Annotated in this window: 19 protein-coding genes; 16 read left to right on the plus strand and 3 right to left on the minus strand. The window is 42.8% G+C overall.

Going from position 1 to position 20,321, the window contains the following annotated elements; all coding sequences use genetic code 11:
* Window positions 1-11: 11 nt before the first annotated feature.
* The 3 genes from F6K53_RS02185 to F6K53_RS02195 all read right to left on the minus strand — a co-directional run bounded on the left by F6K53_RS02185 (window position 12) and on the right by F6K53_RS02195 (window position 2,016).
* A complete protein-coding gene (locus tag F6K53_RS02185; protein WP_293063955.1) occupies window positions 12-500 on the minus strand; it encodes a LuxR C-terminal-related transcriptional regulator in 489 nt (162 codons plus the stop codon).
* Window positions 501-689: 189 nt separating this feature from the next.
* On the minus strand, window positions 690-848 hold the full coding sequence (locus F6K53_RS02190) for a hypothetical protein (protein ID WP_293042184.1): 159 nt from the start codon (window positions 846-848) through the stop codon (window positions 690-692).
* Window positions 849-1,137: 289 nt separating this feature from the next.
* On the minus strand, window positions 1,138-2,016 hold the full coding sequence (locus F6K53_RS02195; protein ID WP_293079796.1) for a hypothetical protein: 879 nt from the start codon (window positions 2,014-2,016) through the stop codon (window positions 1,138-1,140).
* Between the two features lie 343 nt (window positions 2,017-2,359).
* Here F6K53_RS02195 and F6K53_RS02200 point away from each other — a divergent pair, with 343 nt between their 5' ends.
* From F6K53_RS02200 to F6K53_RS02270, 16 genes are all read left to right on the plus strand, one after another.
* Window positions 2,360-3,232, plus strand: a complete 873-nt coding sequence (locus tag F6K53_RS02200) for a Pvc16 family protein (RefSeq protein WP_293063951.1) — start codon at window positions 2,360-2,362, stop codon at window positions 3,230-3,232.
* 28 nt (window positions 3,233-3,260) lie between these two features.
* Window positions 3,261-4,469: a phage tail sheath subtilisin-like domain-containing protein gene (locus F6K53_RS02205; RefSeq protein ID WP_293063949.1), complete on the plus strand. Its 1,209-nt coding sequence runs from the start codon at window positions 3,261-3,263 to the stop codon at window positions 4,467-4,469.
* Window positions 4,470-4,516: 47 nt separating this feature from the next.
* On the plus strand, window positions 4,517-4,942 hold the full coding sequence (locus tag F6K53_RS02210; protein ID WP_293042197.1) for a phage tail protein: 426 nt from the start codon (window positions 4,517-4,519) through the stop codon (window positions 4,940-4,942).
* A 3-nt stretch (window positions 4,943-4,945) separates the two neighbouring features.
* On the plus strand, window positions 4,946-5,344 hold the full coding sequence (locus tag F6K53_RS02215) for a phage tail assembly protein (protein ID WP_364300604.1): 399 nt from the start codon (window positions 4,946-4,948) through the stop codon (window positions 5,342-5,344).
* A gap of 8 nt (window positions 5,345-5,352) precedes the next feature.
* Complete coding sequence (locus tag F6K53_RS45675; protein ID WP_324611077.1) at window positions 5,353-5,517, plus strand: DUF6760 family protein; 165 nt, start codon at window positions 5,353-5,355, stop codon at window positions 5,515-5,517.
* Between the two features lie 81 nt (window positions 5,518-5,598).
* A complete protein-coding gene (locus F6K53_RS02220; protein WP_293063947.1) occupies window positions 5,599-8,121 on the plus strand; it encodes a hypothetical protein in 2,523 nt (840 codons plus the stop codon).
* Window positions 8,112-8,861, plus strand: a complete 750-nt coding sequence (locus tag F6K53_RS02225) for a LysM peptidoglycan-binding domain-containing protein (RefSeq protein ID WP_293061529.1) — start codon at window positions 8,112-8,114, stop codon at window positions 8,859-8,861. The genes F6K53_RS02220 and F6K53_RS02225 overlap by 10 nt, the downstream gene beginning before the upstream one ends.
* A 36-nt stretch (window positions 8,862-8,897) precedes the next feature.
* Entirely contained in the window at window positions 8,898-9,065 is a 168-nt protein-coding gene (locus tag F6K53_RS02230; RefSeq protein WP_293061527.1) for a hypothetical protein, read from the plus strand.
* 9 nt (window positions 9,066-9,074) lie between these two features.
* Window positions 9,075-10,142, plus strand: coding sequence for a contractile injection system protein, VgrG/Pvc8 family (locus tag F6K53_RS02235; protein WP_293063944.1), 1,068 nt, complete (start codon window positions 9,075-9,077; stop codon window positions 10,140-10,142).
* The gene (locus F6K53_RS02240; protein ID WP_293063942.1) at window positions 10,139-10,786 is read left to right on the plus strand and encodes a phage baseplate assembly protein V; all 648 of its coding nucleotides are present in this window, start codon (window positions 10,139-10,141) and stop codon (window positions 10,784-10,786) included. The genes F6K53_RS02235 and F6K53_RS02240 overlap by 4 nt, the downstream gene beginning before the upstream one ends.
* Before the next feature lie 12 nt (window positions 10,787-10,798).
* The gene (locus F6K53_RS02245; protein WP_293063940.1) at window positions 10,799-11,197 is read left to right on the plus strand and encodes a PAAR domain-containing protein; all 399 of its coding nucleotides are present in this window, start codon (window positions 10,799-10,801) and stop codon (window positions 11,195-11,197) included.
* A gap of 13 nt (window positions 11,198-11,210) precedes the next feature.
* Window positions 11,211-11,603: a GPW/gp25 family protein gene (locus tag F6K53_RS02250; RefSeq protein WP_293063938.1), complete on the plus strand. Its 393-nt coding sequence runs from the start codon at window positions 11,211-11,213 to the stop codon at window positions 11,601-11,603.
* Complete coding sequence (locus F6K53_RS02255; protein ID WP_293063935.1) at window positions 11,603-15,064, plus strand: putative baseplate assembly protein; 3,462 nt, start codon at window positions 11,603-11,605, stop codon at window positions 15,062-15,064. The genes F6K53_RS02250 and F6K53_RS02255 overlap by 1 nt, the downstream gene beginning before the upstream one ends.
* Window positions 15,065-15,076: 12 nt before the next feature.
* On the plus strand, window positions 15,077-16,081 hold the full coding sequence (locus tag F6K53_RS02260) for a baseplate J/gp47 family protein (protein WP_293063932.1): 1,005 nt from the start codon (window positions 15,077-15,079) through the stop codon (window positions 16,079-16,081).
* A 6-nt stretch (window positions 16,082-16,087) separates the two neighbouring features.
* Complete coding sequence (locus F6K53_RS02265) at window positions 16,088-16,882, plus strand: phage tail protein (protein ID WP_293063929.1); 795 nt, start codon at window positions 16,088-16,090, stop codon at window positions 16,880-16,882.
* A gap of 5 nt (window positions 16,883-16,887) precedes the next feature.
* Complete coding sequence (locus F6K53_RS02270; RefSeq protein ID WP_293063926.1) at window positions 16,888-20,169, plus strand: tail fiber domain-containing protein; 3,282 nt, start codon at window positions 16,888-16,890, stop codon at window positions 20,167-20,169.
* Window positions 20,170-20,321 lie beyond the last annotated feature (152 nt).

Consider the following 20,321-nt stretch of genomic DNA (forward strand, 5'->3'; position numbering starts at 1 on the left):
TTCTGCTATAGCTACTTCATTTGTAATTGCTGAATCAAAGGAGCACATTGATAAACCATAGCCGCTCGACTATCTACATCCAGCTTCAGGAAGATCCGACGTAGATGAGCAGAAACTGTCCATTCACTAATTTCAAGCTGTTTAGCAATTAGCTTATTAGACTGACCTAAAGCAACAAGAGTAACAATTTGTAACTCTCGTTCTGTTAAGATACTAGCAAGATGAGAGGTAACGGAAGTAGTATTGTCTTGGAATTCTGTAATTGCATAAACTTTTCCATTAACCTCCATATAACCAACTGCATTCAAAGGACAACTGCTTTGAAGGGGTGAATTCGAGCTAGACCCTAAACTAGGTTTAAATTCGTGGTTTGTTTCACAAACTAAAAAACACGAATTATTGATAAACAGCTTACCAATCACTTGATTTCCTAACTCTGATTCTAGATCTTTACTAGCTATATCTTGACGATAAAGAGGAAAATTAAGTTTCTCTTTCATAATAAAAATGTCAAGTACCTATAAACATCCTGTTTGATTGATGAGCGGAACCTGGGGAAAGATAAAAGTAAGCTGATAGCTATCAGCTATCAGCTATCAGCTATCAGCTATTAGCGAACAGCGATTAGCGCTACGCGCACGCGTGCGCGTTCAGTTTTCAGTTTATGCGCTACGCGCACGCGTGCGCGTTCAGCTATTAGCTATCAGCTTATGGGCTACGGCTGACTGCTGACTGCTGACTGCTGAGGGCTGACTGCTGACGCAAAAACTATAGCGCTGTGCGTAGGGAATAGGGAATAGGGAACGTCGGACCAGGGAATGATTGAGCTTCCCAAGACTGCGCTGCATAGCTTCGTTCCTTAAATTTGTCAACACCATTACACCGATTGCTATAACTATTCACAAATGATTTAGGAAGATCAGATCCATGGATGGTCTGACCCCCCCTTCCATTTTGTTGAATAGCAATCAAAAAGGAATTAAATTGTTAAAAAACTTATAGTTTATCTAGGCTTTACAAATGAGTTGTCAAACTAGATGGTAATTTTTTATAATCAAAAAAACGCTGTATTCCTTACTCCTGTTAGCCGATCCGGAGTTTTCTCTTCTCTAAAGGGTTTAGTTCTATGTTTACATCTCACATCGAAAGACTATACCAGAACGCTTTAGTATTTATCCATAGATCCTTCTTCAACTCTGGGAAATTCCCCAAGTCTTCAGGATCACAGGCAAAGTTATCGCTCCAAGACAGCTTAGACATTCTGTCAGATGCTGTAACTGCAGGTGTCACAAGATGTATAACACATAAATGAAGCCCTTCCCATAAAAGTTTTGCCAGTCCGGTGTAAATCATCAACTGGCGTAAGTACTCCGATTCCAAAGCCACAATTCGATCCTGCGGACTAACAAGTTGGCAAGAGATTCCCAAGTTGTCCAAGGCTTTGCAGATATCTGGAGGACGATTATCACTAAAATCTGTAGGATTCTGATAGCTCAGTATAAAAGCAGAACCCAAACTCGCACTTAGGGCTATAGTATCCCGGAATGACGCCATTAAGGTATAGTTGCTCACCTGTGAATGTTTAATGCGTCGATCTAATAAGCGTGCTAAGTATTCCCATCGTGGCAAGAGCTTGATAGTTGTACCTTTTGGCAGTAAAGACTCCCTGAGACTATCCCCCAGCCAGAATAGATTGAGTCCCAGCAAATCATTCTCGGTTTGTAATCGTTTCCACTCTTGAAGCGACCAAATCACACTCTCTAAAGTGGCTCTGTCCTGTTCAGGTGCCTTGTCATTGAGAGTGCTTTTGGGAATAAGTAGTTCTGGTTGTTGTAAATAAAACTTAGTATTGTTGAGAATATGCCAAAGCTCTCTTGCTATCCAGAGTTCCATTATTTCTCCTAGCTGCTGAGCGATGTGGACTCCATAATAGGAGAGCGCCAAGGCTGGATCCAGTACACAAATCCATTGCTTGGAATCAAGTTGGCTGAAAAGGGGAGTTATGAGCATTTTCAAGACGTCACTCCCATTAAAATAGCAGTTTTTATACCAATTCTGTAAATTACGGCTAGCCATCAATTTTATCTCCCCATCTCTCTATTTCCCCATCTCTCTATTTCCCCATCTCCCCATTTACCCATCTCCAGAGGAATAGCGTTAATTTATCAATTTTGGATTTCAAAAACCAGTCACAGGATCTTGCTACTCCAAATGGATTAGTTCAAATGAGCTAGTTTAACTTGACTAGCTAGAAAACGTGACTTGTAGAGGATGTCTAAAAGAATTATTAATAAATAACGCCCTAAGCTTTGAGAGTCTGGTGCGTGGCTGCTCAGTAAATCCAACCAGGTCAGTTAGGATGATTAGCGATCTGAGTCAAGTGTTGAGAAGAATTTTGGAACAGACCAGCCTATCGTCGAGGTTTCCAGAATTAGCGGAGGCTCAAATTTCTTTTGAGCGTCCCTCAGAAACCTTTAGTCCTGGACAGACAACGGTGAATTTATTTCTGTACGATATTCGGGAACACCTGGAACTACGTAATAATGAACCAACGATCGAGAGGCGCAATGGACAGGCAATTATTCATAATCCTCCAAAGCGCATAGCCTGTTCTTATTTAGTCACAGCTTGGCCCATTGGTGGCGAAGAATTACCCCTGCAAGAACACCGATTACTCAGCCAAGTCCTGCAAGTATTCTCAGCCTATCCAACTATTCCAGAAATACCTTTTTTAGAAAATACTCGACTTGCTGGGCAAGAACCAGCCTTACCAATGGTAACTGCTCAAGTAGATGGAGTACAAAGCACTGCTGAGTTTTGGACTGCATTGGGAAATCAATTACGTGCTTCCATCACAGTCACAGTAACCATTGCGATCAAGGAACTATTTGAGCCAGAGCCAACCCCCATTGTCATTACTCAAGATTGGCAATTAGGTCAGCGGATTTCACCATCCTCAGAAGAACTGGTGCCAGGCACCGCACAACAATTTTTCCGGATTGGTGGGCGAGTTACCGATGCTGAGAATAAACCTGTTGTTGGCGCAACGGTTATTTTGGTTGAGCGTAATCTCAGCGCAGCCACTGATAGAGATGGACAGTACACCATCGGGGCAATTACCGCTGGTGCTTATACCTTACGGGTGCAGTTAGAGGATGCAGTACAGGAGGTTACTATCACTATCCCAGTAGAATCGGCAGCAAGTAATTACAACCTGGAGTTACAGCAGTAATTTTCGTGATTATCAAGGAGTAAGAATTATGCCACAGTATCTTTCGCCAGGCGTATATGTTGAATACGTGCCACCCGCTTCCCTACCTGTTGCTGGAGTTGCAACCAGTGTCGCTGGGTTTATTGGTGTGGTAGCTGATAATGTTACTATGCCACAGCAACCAGGACAGTTTCAAAATGATAGTGATGGTAACCCTGTTTTAGATGATCAGGGTAATCCTGTTCCTGCCCCGTATGAGCTGACGACCGCAGGTGAACCAACATTAATTACCAGTTGGGAAGAGTTCAAAACTAGGTTTGGTGATTTCCAAGAGGGCAATAAAATCTTAGCCCATGGGGTGTATGGCTTCTTCTTCAACGGAGGTTCCCGTTGTTATGTACTGCGGGTTGCCGCTGCAACAGACATTGATAACCCGGCTGAAGAGTTAGAGAAGTTTGAAACAGAGGATGAAATCACCATTGTTGCCGTCCCTGGAGCAATCAGTGATATTCAACACACTGCTATTATCGCTCACTGCGCCAAGATGGGAGATAGAGTGGCCATCTTAGATGGTGATGCAGATCAAGAACCTAGCAATGTAAGCGGTATCCGTCCTGTTGGTCGTAGTCAGCAAGCCAGCTATGCTGCTATCTACTATCCTTGGATTAAAGTCTTTGATCCCGTTAGCAATGCCCCAGATACTATACCTCCTAGTGGTCATCTTGCTGGAATCTATGCTCGTAATGATGCCACCCGGGGAGTGTTTAAAGCACCTGCTAACGAAGTTATTGTTAATGCCCTCGATGTCAGTCGTCCCATTAGTAAAGCCCAGCAAGATGGTTTAAATCCGGAAGGGATTAACGTTATCCGTTCTTTCAAAGGCACCATTAAAGTCTGGGGAGCGCGGACTATGGCAGATGATGCTACTGCTGATTTTCGCTACGTCAGTACCCGTCGCTATTTCAACTACCTACAAGAATCTATTGATGATGGTACTCAATTTGCTGTCTTTGAACCCAATAATCTAGCCCTGTGGCAACGGATTAAACGGACAGTGGGTGACTTCTTGTTAAATGAATGGCGCGATGGAGCCTTGTTTGGGGAAACACCAGAGCAAGCTTTCTTTGTTAAATGTGACGCGGAAACCAATCCCAAAGAAGTAAGGGAATTGGGGCAAGTTGTCACCCTGATTGGGGTAGCTATTGTCAAGCCTGCGGAATTTGTTATCTTCCGCATCCAGCAAACCGCTGGTGAGTAATCAGGCGAGTAATAAACTTTTGAACTAACTGGAAAGGAGATTTAGTCATGGCAAGAGTTGATCCCTATAAGAACTATCGTTTCCTGATGGAAATTGATGGTATTGTTCAGGCAGGATTTTCTGAATGTAGTGGTTTTGGTTCTGAAGTAGAAATCGTTGAATATCGTGAAGGTGGAGACGATGCTACAGTACGTAAGCTGCGAGGGAAAGCGAGTTATCCTGATATTTCCCTGAAATGGGGAATAACCGATTCCCGTGAACTCTATGACTGGCACTTAGCCGCAGTCAATGGCAAGGTTGAACGCAAAAATGGTTCCATCATTCTGCTTGATGATACCGGACAGGAGAAAGTACGCTGGAACTTCTTCAACGCCTGGGCTAGTAAGTATGAAGCACCTAGTTTGGATGCCAAAGGAAGTGATGTTGCTATTGATACCCTCACCGTGAGTTGTGAACGTCTGGAGCGGGCATAAATTATGACTAATTTCACCATGCCTGAGCAAGCAACAATGCTGCAAACTGAGTATGAGTTTACATTACCAGCAGGTTATGTGGACAAAGAGGGGAATTTACATCGGGAAGGGACAATGCGATTGGCAACGGCTGCTGATGAAATTGTTCCCCTGAAAGACCCTCGCGTACAATCTAACCCAGCCTATTTAATTGTGATTCTGCTATCTCGGGTGGTCACCCGCATCGGTTCTGTGGAAATGATTAACCCAAAAGTAATTGAAGGGTTATTTGCCTCAGACTTGGCTTATTTGCAGGATCTTTACAATCGGATCAATGGCAATGGCATGCGATCGCTCCAGATTATCTGTCCCCACTGTGAAAAAGATTTTGCTGTGGAACTAGATATGTCGGGGGAATCTTAGGCTACCCCCTGGATCAACTCCATCAGGAGGTAGCCTATCTGGCCTACCACTTTCATTGGCACTATGAATCCATCATGGCCATGGAACACAGTCAGCGGCGACGGTGGGTGGAGGAAATTGCCCAGATTAATCGGCGTTTGAATGCCCAAACCGGTCAGATAGAGTTTATCTGAAGGTTCACAGAAATAGCGATCGCTATTGAGCTGGGGTGTATCTCCTCAAAGCTACTTGATCTGGTGGGTGGAACGGGCATCTTGCCCGTTACTGCTCCCTACTTCCTGCTCCCTGCTCCCTACTCTTTATATTGCAACAAAACAATGGAAGATTTTCCTTACAGTTCAACCTTAGGGCAACGTCTACAGCGGCGACTGGTTAAACCTGCTGGGGTCATTAATACCCAGCAGTTACATTCTCATTACCAAGCTACTCAAAGCACAGCGGGAAGACTTGTACAAAAGTCAATGTTACCGGAACAAGTAAAATTCCGTTATGGTTCTGGAGTTTTGCAGCCTACAGCGATCATGTCACGTCTTCAGCGACAGCGCACAGAATCAGCCGAGGGTTTTGATGGGCAATGGCGAGTCAATCCTGACGGCTATTCAGGAACAGGAAAAACAGCTCAAACCTTTGTGCAGACTCAACCAAGAGCATTTCAGAATAGTAGGGACAATAGTAGGAAAATTGTAGGGAAAAGTCCGACAGCAATAGGCGTTGCTGATTCTGGGTATGATTCCGCCCCCCTAGCCCCCCAATTCTGGGGGGAACAAAACTCTGAAAGTCCCCCAAAGTTGGGGGATTTAGGGGGCTTGACCAAAACCAGACGATCGCCCATTCATACTTCAATTCAGCAACGCCCAGCAATATCCCAGAAAGTAACAGTAATGACCAAGCCATTGGTCAAAAAAACTAACCACAACCAGAGTACAAGCCCAGTTTCATTGGTAGAAAAAAAGCCTAAGTCGGCTTCCTCTACTCCCCTTGGGAAGACAATTCAGGAAACTGGGGACAAGGGAAATAGGAGAGGAACACAACCACAGCTTAAGATTAATCGCAAAGCAACCTTGGCAGAAGTTAATACCTTATCACGTCATGAGTCTCATACTGTACAAGCGCAAAGAGATACTAAATCTAGTACTAAATCTAGTACCAATCCTACAGTAACTCAAACTAAACCTGAAACCAGTAGCTCTTCCTCACCTCCCTACCCTGAAAAATCTGGAACGTTGCGGATTAGTCGAAAAGCAACCATGACAGCAGCTAATGCTAGTAATGTTGCTAGAGTTCAAAGTAAATCTATTCCAGATCTACCTCTTGCTCAAACCAATAGTCCATCATCTTCAAGTACAGTTTCCAGAAAAGAGGATAGCTCAGATACGGTAATTCAAACCAAAAGTATCCCGAATCAAGCCAAATCAGTTAAGATTACCTCTCCAGGTGATTCTGTTAACAACTCACCTCAAAATTTACCTCTGGCTAAAACTGCAAGTGCCTCATCCCCAAGTCAAGTATCTAGAAAAGAGGATAACGAAGATACTGTAATTCAAGCTAAACTCTCGCCAACTTCCGGTAAAATAATATCTCAAAGTCCCACCATCAATCAAGCTAGTAATTCCAAAACTATAAGTCACAGTAACTCTAGTCCAGATTTACCTCTGGCTAAAACTACAAGTGCCTCATCCCCAAGTCAAGTATCTAGAAAAGAGGATAACGAGGATACGGTAATTCAAGCTAAACTCTCGCCAACTTCTGGTAAAAAAATCTCTCAAAGTCCCACCGTCAATCAAGCTAGTAATTCCAAAACTATAAGTCACAGTAACTCTAGTCCAGATTTACCTCTGGCTAAAACTACAAGTGCCTCATCCCCAAGTCAAGTATCTAGAAAAGAGGATAACGAGGATACGGTAATTCAAGCCAAGATTATCCCGAATTCCGGTAAAATAATCTCTCAAAGTCCCACGATAAATCAAGCTAGTCATTCCCAAACTATAAGTCACAGTAAATCTATTACAGATTTACCTCTGGCTAAAACTACAAGTGCCTCATCCCCAACTACAGTATCTAGAAAAGAGGATAACGATGAGACTGTAATTCAAGCAAAAGTTATCCCGAATCAGCCCAAATTAGGTCAGATTACCTCTCAAGGTGATACAATAAGTAAAGCTAATCATTCCCAAACTATAATTCACAGTAACTCTAGTCCAAATTTACCTCTGGCTAAAACAAATAGTCCATCATACCAAAGCACGATTCAAGCTAAAAATCAACCTTTAAGTAAAAGAATTATCCAAACCAAACTAGCCGAAAAAAACTATCAACCAACTGGTATCATAAAGAAACAGCAGGAAAATTCACCTGTACAACTATCCCAAAAAGCCTCAATTGCTAGTAACCCTAGTGTAGTTTCCACAACCCCTACCCAGTTATCTTCCTCATCTGAGTTAAACAGGGTTTGGCTGAAAACTACCAATACCATCGAGGCTAATACCATCGAGGCTAGTAAAGGGTTATCAAGCACAAGCTCCAATCATCAGAAACTGCCTCTACCTCTAGCAATCACCCAAATAAAACCAAATGGAGCGATCGCACGTCAAACCAATGCAGTGGAAAACTCTACGGTTCAAGCAAAGTCGGGAAATGCTACAACCCCGATGTCTACCCCAGAAACAGCATCAGCATCAGGGATAGATTTAATTAAAGTGGCTGAACAAGTCAGTCGTATTCTGGCTCGTAAACTAATGGTAGAAAGGGAACGTCGGGGGATCGAAAAATGGCATTAGAGAAACTAAGTATTATTCCTTTGAAGTGGGAAGAAACTCAAGACAAGAAGTACCGTGCTGTATTGGGAGATAAAGAAAATTATCCAGAGATTAAGGTTTTATTTAACCCCGAATCCTATACCGTCAAAAAAGGTGTTACTTGGAGTGGTTCGAGCCAAAAAGAATATAATGCGCCAATTTTAGATTTTGGTGGGGGGGGAAGTCGGGAACTAACTTTGGAATTGTTATTTGATGTTTCCGAAGGGATTAAAAATTCACGATCTCAGAATTTTGAGCGTGAGAATAATAGTTCATTAGATAGTACTTCCATCGACGATGTACGGGAGGAAACCAATAAACTGGTTGCCCTTACCCGCACGCGACGTGTTGAACGTAAAGAACAACCACCACTAGCTTGTAAGGTTTACTGGGGTGAAGCACCAACTAATTCTGACTTCCCTTTTGTGGGGGTGATTACTAATCTTACCCAAACCTTCACCCTGTTCAAAAGTAATGGTAAACCGATACGAGCAAAAGTCAACATCACTTTTTTGGAATATCTCAATCCAGAAGATGATAAACGGCGTACCGATCCAGAATTAACTACTCGTATTGTCAAAAGCGGTGAAACCCTCAGCAACATTTCGGCGGATGTCTATGGTAATCCTAAGCTGTGGCGACTCATTGCCGAAGAAAATCAATTGGATAATCCCCGTCAGCTTGACATTGGTAAAACCTTAACTATTCCCAAATTGCTTTGATAGTTATGATTGATTGCTGTAGCAAGCCCAAGGGTGGTGCGTTACGGGGCGGACTATCCCAAGGCTGGCTACGAGGCGAAAAATAAGGGCAAGTCCGCCCCTAACGCACCCTACGCACTACTATTGCCTCTTGCCTCTTGCCTCTTGCCTGTTCCCTGTTCCCTACTCCCTACTCCCTACTCCCTACTCCCTACTCCCTTTTAACTTTTAAAAATGCCATTCACCCAACCCCAAGCCTCAATATTTACCGACTATGAAATTCTGGTTAATGGTTCGAGTTTACCAGAATCAGCACAGTTCCATATTACTGGGTTAACAGTAGACGAAGAGATTAATTTGCCCAATATGTTTACCTTAGAATTGGGCAGTTTGGATGTGCAGAAAGGGGAAGTATTGTGGCTGGATAACTCTTTGTTCACTATTGGGAGTACGCTAGAAGTGAAATTGGGTTACCGGGGAAACCTAACTACCCTCATGGTTGGGGAAATTACCGCTATAGAACCAGAGTTTACGATTCAGCGATTACCCAAAGTAATGATTAGGGGTTATGATCGCAGCCATCGCTTACATCGTGGTCGTCATACCCAGACTTTTGTGCAACTAAAAGATAGTGACATCGCAGCGCAAATTGCCCAGCAGGTTGGACTTTCTGCCCAAGTAGAAGATAGTGGGGTAGTGCATGACTATATTTTCCAAGCCAATCAAACTCATATGGAGTTTTTGCAAGAACGGGCAGGAAAAATTAATTATGAGGTGATGGTGGAAGATCGAAATTTAGTATTTCGACCTACGGCTAATCAAGATAGTGACATTCTCACCCTAATGTTTACTGATGACCTACTGGAATTTTATCCCTGTATGTCCTCTGCAAGTCAAGTGAATGAAGTCAAAGTACAGGGTTGGAATCCTAAAGAAAAGCAATCAATTATCGGACGCGCCACCACTGGTGATGAAGGTAGCAAGATGGGGGGAGAAACTAGTGGTGCAGCTTTAAGCGAAGATGCTTTTGGTACAGCAGTAAAAACCCTGAGCAATCACCCAATGATTACCCAAGCGGAAGCAGATCAGCTGGCTCAAGCCCGTTTTAAGCAACTCAATCTAGAGTTAATTAGTGGAGAAGGAATTTGTCGAGGGCGTACAGATTTACGAGCAGGAATAGTAGTTCAAATTGATGGTGTAGGCAAGCGCTTTAGCGGTCAATACTATCTTACCAGTGTCCTGCATCGCTATTGTAATAGCCAATATCATACTAAATTTACAGTGCGGAGGAATGCTCAATGAAATTGTCTGAACTACTTTTGGATAGTCAATCCCACCGAGCGATCGCATCTCGTATTTATGGTGTCGTAGTTGGTGTAGTTACCAACAATGAAGACCCAGAAGGACTAGGTCGGGTTAAAGTGAAATATCCCTGGCTAAGTGATGAAGATGAAAGTGACTGGGCGCGGGTAGCTACACTAATGGCAGGAAATGAAAGAGGGATTTATTTTTTGCCAGAAGTAGATGACGAAGTATTAGTAGCTTTTGAACATGGTGATGTCCGTTTGCCCTATATTATCGGGTCTTTGTGGAATGGTAAAGAATTACCACCAGCAACTAATGAAGATGGTGCTAATAATATCCGGGTAATCAAATCCCGTAGCGGTCATGTAATCCGTCTCAATGATGAAGAGGGGGCAGAAACTATTGAAATTGTGGATAAAACCGAGAAAAATAGTATTATTTTTGATACAGCTAACAACACCATTGCTATTACCACTGAAGGAGACATTACTTTATCAGCATCTCAAGGTAATATTAAACTAGAGGCACAAAATATTGAAATCAAATCTTCAGCAGATACCAAAGTTGAATCCGGTGCGGGAATGGAGCTTAACGCCAGCAGCACCATGAATCTTAAAGGTCAAACAATTAATCTCAACTAGTCTAATTTAATTATGGGACAACCAGCAGCCAAACAAGGGGACCAAATTACAGCCATTGATACTCATATTGTTATGGTACCCTCAGGAACAGGAACAGTACCTACTCCATTACCTCATCCTTTTGCGGGCATTATTAACGGCAACCTCAGCAGTGATGTCAATATTATGGGAATGCCAGCAGCAACTGTAGATAGCACTGCGGATAATACTCCACCTCATATTCCCACACCTCCTGGCACTTCCTTTCAAAGTCCTCCTGCTAATAAAGGAACGATTAAAATTGGTAGCCCAACGGTAAAAATTAACGGTAAACAAGCTGCCAGAAATGGAGATATTGCTGAGACTTGTAATGATCCGGCAGATGCACCAGTGGGGCAAGTAATCGCAGTGGGTACAGTTTTTATTGGCTGAAAAGGAGAAGGTTATGTCTAAACCATTTTTAGGTGTTGGAGTAGGATTTCCCATCAGTTTAGATACTAAGGGAGATTTCCAAATTGCGGAATATGAAGAGAGTGTGCGCCAGTCAATCGTAATTATCCTTGGTACTGCCAAAGGCGAGCGAGCCATGCGTCCCGACTTTGGTTGCAGCATTTATGACTTAGTTTTTGAGCCCAATTCACCTGCCACTGCTGGTAAAGTATCCCAAGCTATACAGGAAGCCCTACTGTTCTTTGAACCCCGCATTGATGTTATAGATGTGCGGGTTCAATCCCCTATTCCAGAACAAATGCTGGTCAATATCGACTATCAAGTGCGAGCAACCAATAATGTCTTTAACCTAGTTTATCCATTTTATCTAGAAGGGAGTGCAGGTTGATGGTTAAACTAGCGCCCAAAATTGATCAACGGACAGCAAAGGATATTGCCGATCAAGTTCTCTATGGACAAAATTCCTGTAAAGTAGTGATTTTTGCCTTCTCGCTCCTTATACAGAGCAGGTTATATCGACTCGCATTACTACTTCAGGAATTTAGAAAACATACAGATACAGGAGAAACTAAACCTCTTCAGGAACTTATCAAACACTATACAGGAAAAACTCAACCTGTTCAAGGAAGGAGTGCTGCTATAGTTAATATCTTTGCCCGTTTTGCCGAGATAATTATCGAGCGACTCAATCAAGTTCCCGATAAAAACTTCTTAGCCTTTTTAGATTTATTAGGAGCGTCTCGCTTACCCCCCCAACCAGCACGAGTACCCTTGACATTTTCCTTAGCTGCCGGAACTACCGTTGATGCAGTAGTCCCAAAAGGGACACAAGTTGCTGCACCTCCAGCGGAAGGAGAACAAGACCCTGTTATTTTTGAAACTGAACGGGAATTGGTAGTAACAGCCGCAAAATTAGACTCTATTTTTGTGCGGAATACAGAACAGGATTTGTATAGTAATCATAGTTCAATTATTACTACCCCAGCATCACCAGGTGTGGATGTTTTTCGGGGCAACCAAAGGATTGAACATAGTTTATACATTGGGCATAGCAAACTTTTAGGGTTTGCTGAAATTGATAACTTTAAAGTAACGATTAATTTATCAGAAGTCCTTAGTAATCCAGTAAACGTAAAATGGCAAATTTGGCAGGAAACGGAAGATGGAGCTAATTGGCAAAATATTACACCGAGCAATAATGAAACTACTGAAGGCTTGACTCAAATTGGCGATCGCGACATTCAATTTAGTAATATTACCGCTTTACCATTAACTACTGTTAATTCAGTAACTAGTCGTTGGCTTCGCTGCCAGTTAGTTACTGCCATTACCAGTTTCAATCAATTACCGAGAATTGCGGATATCAAACTTGAAGCTACTATCCTTTCCAATCAACTATTAATCGAAACGGCTTTTCTTAATCAATTACCCGTTGATTTAACTAAAGAGTTTTTTCCCTTTGGGGAAAAACCGAAGCTTGGGGATACCTTATATTTGGCAAGTAGTAAAGTTTTTTCTCAACAACATGCTCAAATTACTCTTCAGGTTAACTTGAGAAATCCCGCCACAGAAACTAGCGATGAACAAGATGACTTTCCTTTACCGACCAGAGCTTCGAGCAATTTAAGACTTAAATGGGAATTTTGGAATGGAAAAATCTGGCAAGAATTAGGTATTGCTAGCTTAGAAAATTCTGGATTCAGAGACACTACTCAAGTTTTTACTCAAAGTGGTCAGGTAGAGTTGACCTTATTTGAAAAACCTGCTCCCACAACTATTAATGGCGTAGAAAGTTTCTGGATTCGTGTGCGAATTAGTGCAGGTAACTATGGTCGAGAAGCATCCTATCAACAAGCAGGAAACAGCTATCAATTTCAGGAAGCAACTTTTGCGCCACCCTTGATTGACTCAATTGTAGTTAGCCACACCTTAACACTATCAGACGAAGAACCAGAATACGTTATCACCTATAATGACTTCGTTTATTTAACTAATAGTCCTAAACCTTTCTTTCCTTTTACAAGAACCGATATTGATAAACAAGCTTTCTATCTGGGCTTTAGTTTACCATTAGCTAGAACAGAATTTTCCAATCGTAAGATCAGCCTGTTTAACTGGGTAAATGAGGTTAAATATGGAGAAAAATTAGTACCATTTTCACCAAATAAAAGCAAAAAAAATGGAGAACCTGGCTCAATAGTTATCCATAATTTTTGCCTGACTAATAATATCTCATTAGCCGGATTTGAGGTTAAAATTTTCGGCACCAATTGGGAACCTAATATACCGGAATTATTAGATAGAGAAGCTAATTCAGAACAGGAATTAGAAATCCGTTTAGAAATTCCTGCTGATGCAAAACTAGAAGATAAAGATCGCGGGTTTTTACAAGTTAGTCAAAACAAGAATTCATCAATTGTTTACAATGCAGTCTTCGAGACAATTGTAGGTACACAATTGCCTAAAACTGAACAAGTTCAACTATTATGGGAATATTGGGATGGCCAAGAATGGCAACAACTAACCATAAGAGATGAAACGGAAAACTTTATCCGTTCCGGTTTAATTGAATTTCTGCCACCAGGGGATTTTGCACCAAGGGAAGACTTTAATTTACCTCCCCGTTATTGGCTGCGGGTTAAATGGTTCAAGGGTGACTACGACGTTGAACCTAGGCTGAAACAAGTACTGCTGAATACTACCATGGCAGCACAAACAGCTACGATCCAAAAGGAAATTGTTGGCTCCAGTGACGGGACTGAAAATCAAACGTTTCAGACAACTAGTCAGCCAATATTAGCAGGTCAAGAGCTGGAAGTGCGGGAACCGGAAATACCTTCTGCCCTAGAAAAGGAAAAAATTCTCCTTGAAGAAGGGGAAAAGGCTATTACGGTTACTACTAATGACACCGGAAGACCGCAAGAGATTTGGGTCCGTTGGCATCAAGTCCCGGATTTCTATCAATCAGAACCACGGGATCGCCATTATGTCTTTGATAATCTTACCGGAAAAATCACCTTTGGGGATGGACGCAATGGACTGATTCCTCCTCCTGGTCAAGGCAATATCCGCATGAGTCGTTATCAAACTGGTGGTGGAACTGCTGGAAACAAACCGGCTGGGGCGATTGTCCAACTCAAAACCACAGTCCCCTATGTGGACAAAGTGATTAACCATCAAGCAGCAGCAGGGGGGGCCCAAGCGGAAAGCCTTGACTCCCTAATCGAGCGGGCACCTAAGGAAATTCGCCATCGTCAGCGTGCTGTGACTAGGGAAGACTACGAAGATTTAGCCAAGCTGGCTTCACCAGAGGTAAGCAGAGCCAAGTGTGTACCCTTAGCCAATTTGAAAACCAATCCCCTGGCTGGACTGGAGACCAAGCCGGATTCATCGGGAACAGTGAGTGTAATTATTGTACCCCGCTCCACGGAAGCTAAACCCCTACCCAGTTTGGAGCTAATCAAGCGCGTCCAAAACTACCTACAAGCCTACACCGAACCCACAGTGGCAATCTCTGTAGTGGGCGCTCTCTATGTCCGTGTCAATATTACCACTGAAATTGCGGTTACTTCCCTAGAAGGATCTCGTGAGGTAGGACAAACCGTGGAACAAACCTTAGCTAGTTTTCTGCATCCCCTCACGGGGGGTTTTGACGGAATGGGTTGGAATTTTGGTCGTCAACCCTATAAATCGGACTTATACCGACTACTGGAGAGAGTGCCGGGAGTAGACCATGTTTCTAGCTTGGAGGTGAATGACATCGAAGAACTAGAAGGTGCTAGCCAGACTAATCGCTTTTTAGTCTATTCCGGCAACCACACCATCACTTTAACCTTTGTGGAATCCTGAGGAGGGTAACTCATGCCAATAGAATTGCCTAATCTTGATGACCGCACCTATGATGACTTGGTGCAAGAAGCCCTGGGTATGATTCCCAGCTATGCACCGGAATGGACTAATCACAATCCTTCTGATCCTGGTATTACCGTCATTGAGCTGTTTGCCTACCTTACCGAAATGCTGCTCTATCGGCAAAATCGGGTGACAGAGGCCAATATGCGGATGTTTTTACAACTGCTGAATGGACCAGATTGGCAGCAAACCAAGGATTTACAGACAGAGATTAAAGAGGCAATTACCCAAGTACGCGATCGCTACCGAGCCATCACCTGTGCCGACTTTGTGGAATTAGCCCGAGAAGTAGAAGCAGATAATACCGTTGCTAGGGCACACTGTATACCTCGACGTAACCTGGACTCGGAAAATGCCTTAGTCGAAAATACCTTAGTCGAACCTGTGGATCAACCAGGTCATGTGAGTATTGTGATTATCCCCGACAGCAATAATCGTGAAAATAGCCCCCCTCAACCAAGCTCAAGGCTGATTAACGAGGTAAAAAACCACTTAGAAGAACGGCGATTGATTGGCACGGCAATCCATGTAGTTATGCCACGCTACATCACCATTAGCATCAGATTAACCATACACCTCAACCGAGAAGCAGACGTAGCAACCACTAGGACCAACATAAATAACGCACTGGAAAACTTTTTCGATCCCCTACCAAATCCTGACAATCCTCAAGGTTGGCCATTTGGTCGAAATGTTTATGTTTCGGAAGTTTATCAACTACTTGATGAACTAGAAGGTGTGGATTATGTAGAAAAAACCAATAAGGAAGATAAAGACCAAGACGAAGTATTTTTTCCTCGTCCTGATGCCATAAACAATCAACAACGCCTAGTTTACACCAACGGACAGCTAAGTGCCATCGAGGTCAAACCAGAAGAACTAGTGTATTTAGATCTTACCGCCAGCGATATAGACATCATATCCCCCTTAGAAACCCTTGATTTCAACGGTTAAAAACCAATGAAAAACTCAGCCCCTTACCCCAGTAAACTTTTAGACTATCTGCCAGAGATTTATCAAAGCGATCCTTTCGTTGGTCAATTTTTACTACCCTTTGAAAATATTCTTTTGGGTCGTGCACATGGGATCAACTTTTGTGAGCAGGGTTTAGAAGAAAATATTGCCCGTATTTCTAATTACTTCCATCCCCAAAAAACACCCCCAGACTTCCTACCCTGGTTATCTAGCTGGGTGGCGTTGAGTCTCAGAGCAGATTTAGATGTCCAAAAACAACGGAAATTTCTGGCCAATACTGTCAGACTGTATCGTTTCCGAGGGACTAAAGACAATTTACAAGAACTGCTAGAATTATTTCTAGAGGACGAGGAAAAAGTCACCATTATCGACGCTTCCAATGCCGAATTTCAAATTGGTGACACCCAACTCCTGGAGCCCGAAAACCCAATTGACCTCGAAGAAATTCCAATTTACCCGGAAGGACTTCCCTCGCGATCGCTGCTTGGTAGAGGCACTTACCTTGGTGGTGGTATACCCCACTTTTTTATAGTAAGAATTACTCCAGCTCAAGGATTAAACCCAGAGCAACTCAAACGACAAATAGAAATCGCTAATGCCATCATCGAACAGGAAAAACCAGCCCATAGCAAGTACAGACTAGAAATTATTTACACCACGCAGATTGGTGGTACTTTTGATTCTGATTCTGATTCTGAAGAAGTTAAGGGTTCCCAGATTGGAATTAATACTATTTTGGGCAATATTACCGAAAATGACGAATCTATCTTAGGAGAGTAATGATTATGAAATATATTCAACGTCCCAATTACTTTACTTCCCAGTTTCTATTAGAAAAAGACTTTAACGATGAGCAAACCTACCATCGTGACATGCGCCTGCGTCACAATAGCTTACTCCATGAATGGGGTGTGGTGGAAGGATTAAAAGTAACCAGAGCCGAGCCGAAAAAAATTGCGGTTAGTGAGGGCATGGCCATTGATAAATATGGTCGAGAAATTATTCTTTTACCCGATTGTACAGTACCGGACACGATTAACACGATTAACTTAGATGTAGATGTATTAGAAGCCAATACAACTATTGAAATTACCGTCATCTATGATGAAATTAAGGATGATGGTGACGAAGTAGCGGTAGGTAATGATAAAAAATACACTCGCACCTCTGAACGTCCCAAGTTTGTCATTTACGGGAGTAAAACAAGTAAAGACAATCTCCAAGACGGTAATGTAGATGTAAAAACTGGTTTTGCCCCTACCGATGATAATGTGATTCTGTTGGCACGGGTGACCCTAGACAACAACGGTGAGGTTAGTGCAGTGGATAATTCTGTACGCAAGCTTGCTGGTGCTAAGTTATCTAACCTCGATAACTTAGAGCTAGATGGTACCATTTCCGCCGAAAACTTAAATCTGACCGGAAATTCAACCATTGATGGTGACCTGACAGTGAATGGAAACCTGGAAGTAAAAGGGGATGTGATTGCCCGTGATACCGAGCATATTGCTGGGGATGTGTCCTTGGGGGATGCGGATAATCATGAAGTGAAAGTTACAGGAGTAATTCGCTCAGGGCATTCATCTGGAGCGTTGAGGGTGGATGATGGGTTACATACCACTGGTGCTCTGACAGTGGATGGTAATGTTGGTATTGGCAAAAATAATCCTACGGAAAAATTAGAGGTAGCTGGAACTGTTAAAGCCACTAGGTTTGAAGGGGATGGTTCTGGTTTAACTGGTATTGGTGCTGGAAAGTGGTCTGATGGTGGTAGTAACGGTATTTACTATAACAATGGCAATGTAGGTATTGGTACAAATAGCACCTATGCTGAACTCACGCTTAACGGCTCAATCGGATTTGCCAACGGGACAGCCCCCATGATGTACATCCATCAAAGTGGTACAAGCAATGCACCTCGACCAATCATTGCTCATTCCCCACGTTATCGAAACTGGGGAGTTGAATACCGAGATCAGGAAGATCTAATGGTTTTTCAAGGAAGCGGACAACCAGTTTTATCAGTTGGTCTTCGTTATAAAAAAGTTGGTATTGGCATTACAAATCCTACGGAAAAATTAGAGGTAAATGGAACTGTTAAAGCCACTAAGTTTGTAGGGGATGGTTCTGGTTTAACTGGTATTAGCGCTGGTGCCACAAAGTGGTCTAATGGTAGTAATAACAGTATTTACTATAACCATGGCAATGTAGGTATTTGTACAAATCGCACCTATGCTGAACTCACGGTTAACGGCTCAATCGGATTTGCCAACGGGACAGCCCCCATGATGTACATCCATCAAAGTGGTACAAACAATGCACCTCGACCAATCATTGCTCATTCCCCATCTCATCCAAACTGGGGAGTTGAATACCGAGATCACGGAGATATAATGGTTTTTCAAGGAAGCGGAGAACCCGTTTTATCAGTTGGTCTTGGTTCAAAAAAAGTTGGTATTGGCACCAATAATCCTAGGCAGAAATTAGAGGTAGCTGGAACTGTTAAAGCCACTAGGTTTGAAGGGGATGGTTCTGGTTTAACTGGTATTAGGGCTGGCGCTGAAACCAAGTGGTCTGATGGTAGTAATAACAGTATTTACTATAACAATGGCAATGTAGGTATTGGTACAAATAGCACCTATGCTGAACTCACGGTTAACGGCTCAATCGGATTTGCCAACGGGACAGCCCCCATGATGTACATCCATCAAAGTGGTACAAACAATGCATCTCGACCAATCATTGCTCATTCCCCACGTTATCGAAACTGGGGAGTTGAATACCGAGAGCACGGAGATATAATGGTTTTTCAAGGAAGCGGAGAACCCGTTTTATCAGTTGGTCTTGGTTATAAAAAAGTTGGTATTGGCATTACAAATCCTACGGAAAAATTAGAGGTAGCTGGAACTGTTAAAGCCACTAGGTTTGTAGGGGATGGTTCTGGTTTAACTGGCATTAGGGCTGGCAGTGAAACCAAGTGGTCTGATGGTAGTAATAACAGTATTTACTATAACCATGGCAATGTAGGTATTGGGACAAATAGCACCTATGCTGAACTCACGGTTAACGGCTCAATCGGATTTGCCAACGGGACAGCCCCCATGATGTACATCCATCAAAGTGCTAGAAACAATGCATCTCGACCAATCATTGCTCATTCCCCATCTCATCGAAACTGGGGAGTTGAATACCGAGAGCACGGAGATCTAATAGTTTTTCAAGGAAGCGGAGAACCCGTTTTATCAGTTGGTCTTGGTTCTAAAAAAGTTGGTATTGGCACCAATAATCCTAGGCAGAAATTAGAGGTAGCTGGAACTGTTAAAGCCACTAGGTTTGAAGGGGATGGTTCTGGTTTAACTGGTATTAGGGCTGGTGGCACAAAGTGGTCTGATGGTGGTAGTAACAGGATTTACTATAATGCTGGCAATGTCGGCATTGGCACAAATAATCCTACTCAAAAATTAGAAGTGGCTGGAAGCGTCAAGGCCATTGCTACTAATACGGGCAATAGAACGGCCTATGGAGTTCAAAGCGTTGTAGGAGGCAATCGCAATGGCACTAAATTTGGTTTGTATGCACAAGCAACAGGTGGTACCAGTGGTAGCCGATTTGGTGTCTACGGCAGAGCCGATGCTCAGAATAATAGCAGTGCAATTGTATACGGTGTCTACGGTCGTGCCAGAGGTGGCAAAACTAGTTATGCTGGCTACTTCGATGGTAATGCAAATGTAACAGGTCATTTAACATATCGCACTATTGGGCAAGTATCCTCACGAGAGTTGAAAGAGAATATTAATACCCTGGCAATAGAAGATGCTATAGAAACCCTGGAAGGACTCAATCCGGTCCAATTCAGCTACAAAAAAGATCACCAAAAAGAAACCCACATTGGATTTATTGCGGAAGATGTGCCGGATTTAGTGGCCAGTCATGATCGGAAAACCCTCAGTCCGATGGATATCGTGGCGGTTTTAACTAAAGTGGTGAAGGAGCAAAACAATACGATTTCCTTGCTAATGGAGAAGGTACAAACTTTGGAACAGAAAACTCAATCTAGCGCTTTTTAGCCTTCTTCAGTACCTGCTATCCGCTCATTTCCAGTTAAAACACTCAGAAAGCTGAATTTATAAGGAAAATGAGGCTATTTAACTAACCAAAATTTCTGAATACTGCCTCTTTCCCCTGCTCCCTGCTCCCTGCTCCCTATTCCCTATTCCCT

Source organism: Moorena sp. SIO4A1, assembly GCF_010672065.1.
GTDB lineage: Bacteria > Cyanobacteriota > Cyanobacteriia > Cyanobacteriales > Coleofasciculaceae > Moorena.

Coding starts and splice junctions, on each gene's coding strand:
- F6K53_RS02270 (WP_293063926.1), top strand. CDS start 16,888: ATGAAATATATTCAACGTCCCAATTACTTTACTTCCCAGTTTCTATTA.
- F6K53_RS02250 (WP_293063938.1), top strand. CDS start 11,211: ATGTCTAAACCATTTTTAGGTGTTGGAGTAGGATTTCCCATCAGTTTA.
- F6K53_RS02265 (WP_293063929.1), top strand. CDS start 16,088: ATGAAAAACTCAGCCCCTTACCCCAGTAAACTTTTAGACTATCTGCCA.
- F6K53_RS02200 (WP_293063951.1), top strand. CDS start 2,360: ATGATTAGCGATCTGAGTCAAGTGTTGAGAAGAATTTTGGAACAGACC.
- F6K53_RS02235 (WP_293063944.1), top strand. CDS start 9,075: ATGCCATTCACCCAACCCCAAGCCTCAATATTTACCGACTATGAAATT.
- F6K53_RS02190 (WP_293042184.1), bottom strand. CDS start 848: ATGCAGCGCAGTCTTGGGAAGCTCAATCATTCCCTGGTCCGACGTTCC.
- F6K53_RS02240 (WP_293063942.1), top strand. CDS start 10,139: ATGAAATTGTCTGAACTACTTTTGGATAGTCAATCCCACCGAGCGATC.
- F6K53_RS02225 (WP_293061529.1), top strand. CDS start 8,112: ATGGCATTAGAGAAACTAAGTATTATTCCTTTGAAGTGGGAAGAAACT.
- F6K53_RS02210 (WP_293042197.1), top strand. CDS start 4,517: ATGGCAAGAGTTGATCCCTATAAGAACTATCGTTTCCTGATGGAAATT.
- F6K53_RS02245 (WP_293063940.1), top strand. CDS start 10,799: ATGGGACAACCAGCAGCCAAACAAGGGGACCAAATTACAGCCATTGAT.
- F6K53_RS02215 (WP_364300604.1), top strand. CDS start 4,946: ATGACTAATTTCACCATGCCTGAGCAAGCAACAATGCTGCAAACTGAG.
- F6K53_RS02260 (WP_293063932.1), top strand. CDS start 15,077: ATGCCAATAGAATTGCCTAATCTTGATGACCGCACCTATGATGACTTG.
- F6K53_RS02255 (WP_293063935.1), top strand. CDS start 11,603: ATGGTTAAACTAGCGCCCAAAATTGATCAACGGACAGCAAAGGATATT.
- F6K53_RS02185 (WP_293063955.1), bottom strand. CDS start 500: ATGAAAGAGAAACTTAATTTTCCTCTTTATCGTCAAGATATAGCTAGT.
- F6K53_RS02205 (WP_293063949.1), top strand. CDS start 3,261: ATGCCACAGTATCTTTCGCCAGGCGTATATGTTGAATACGTGCCACCC.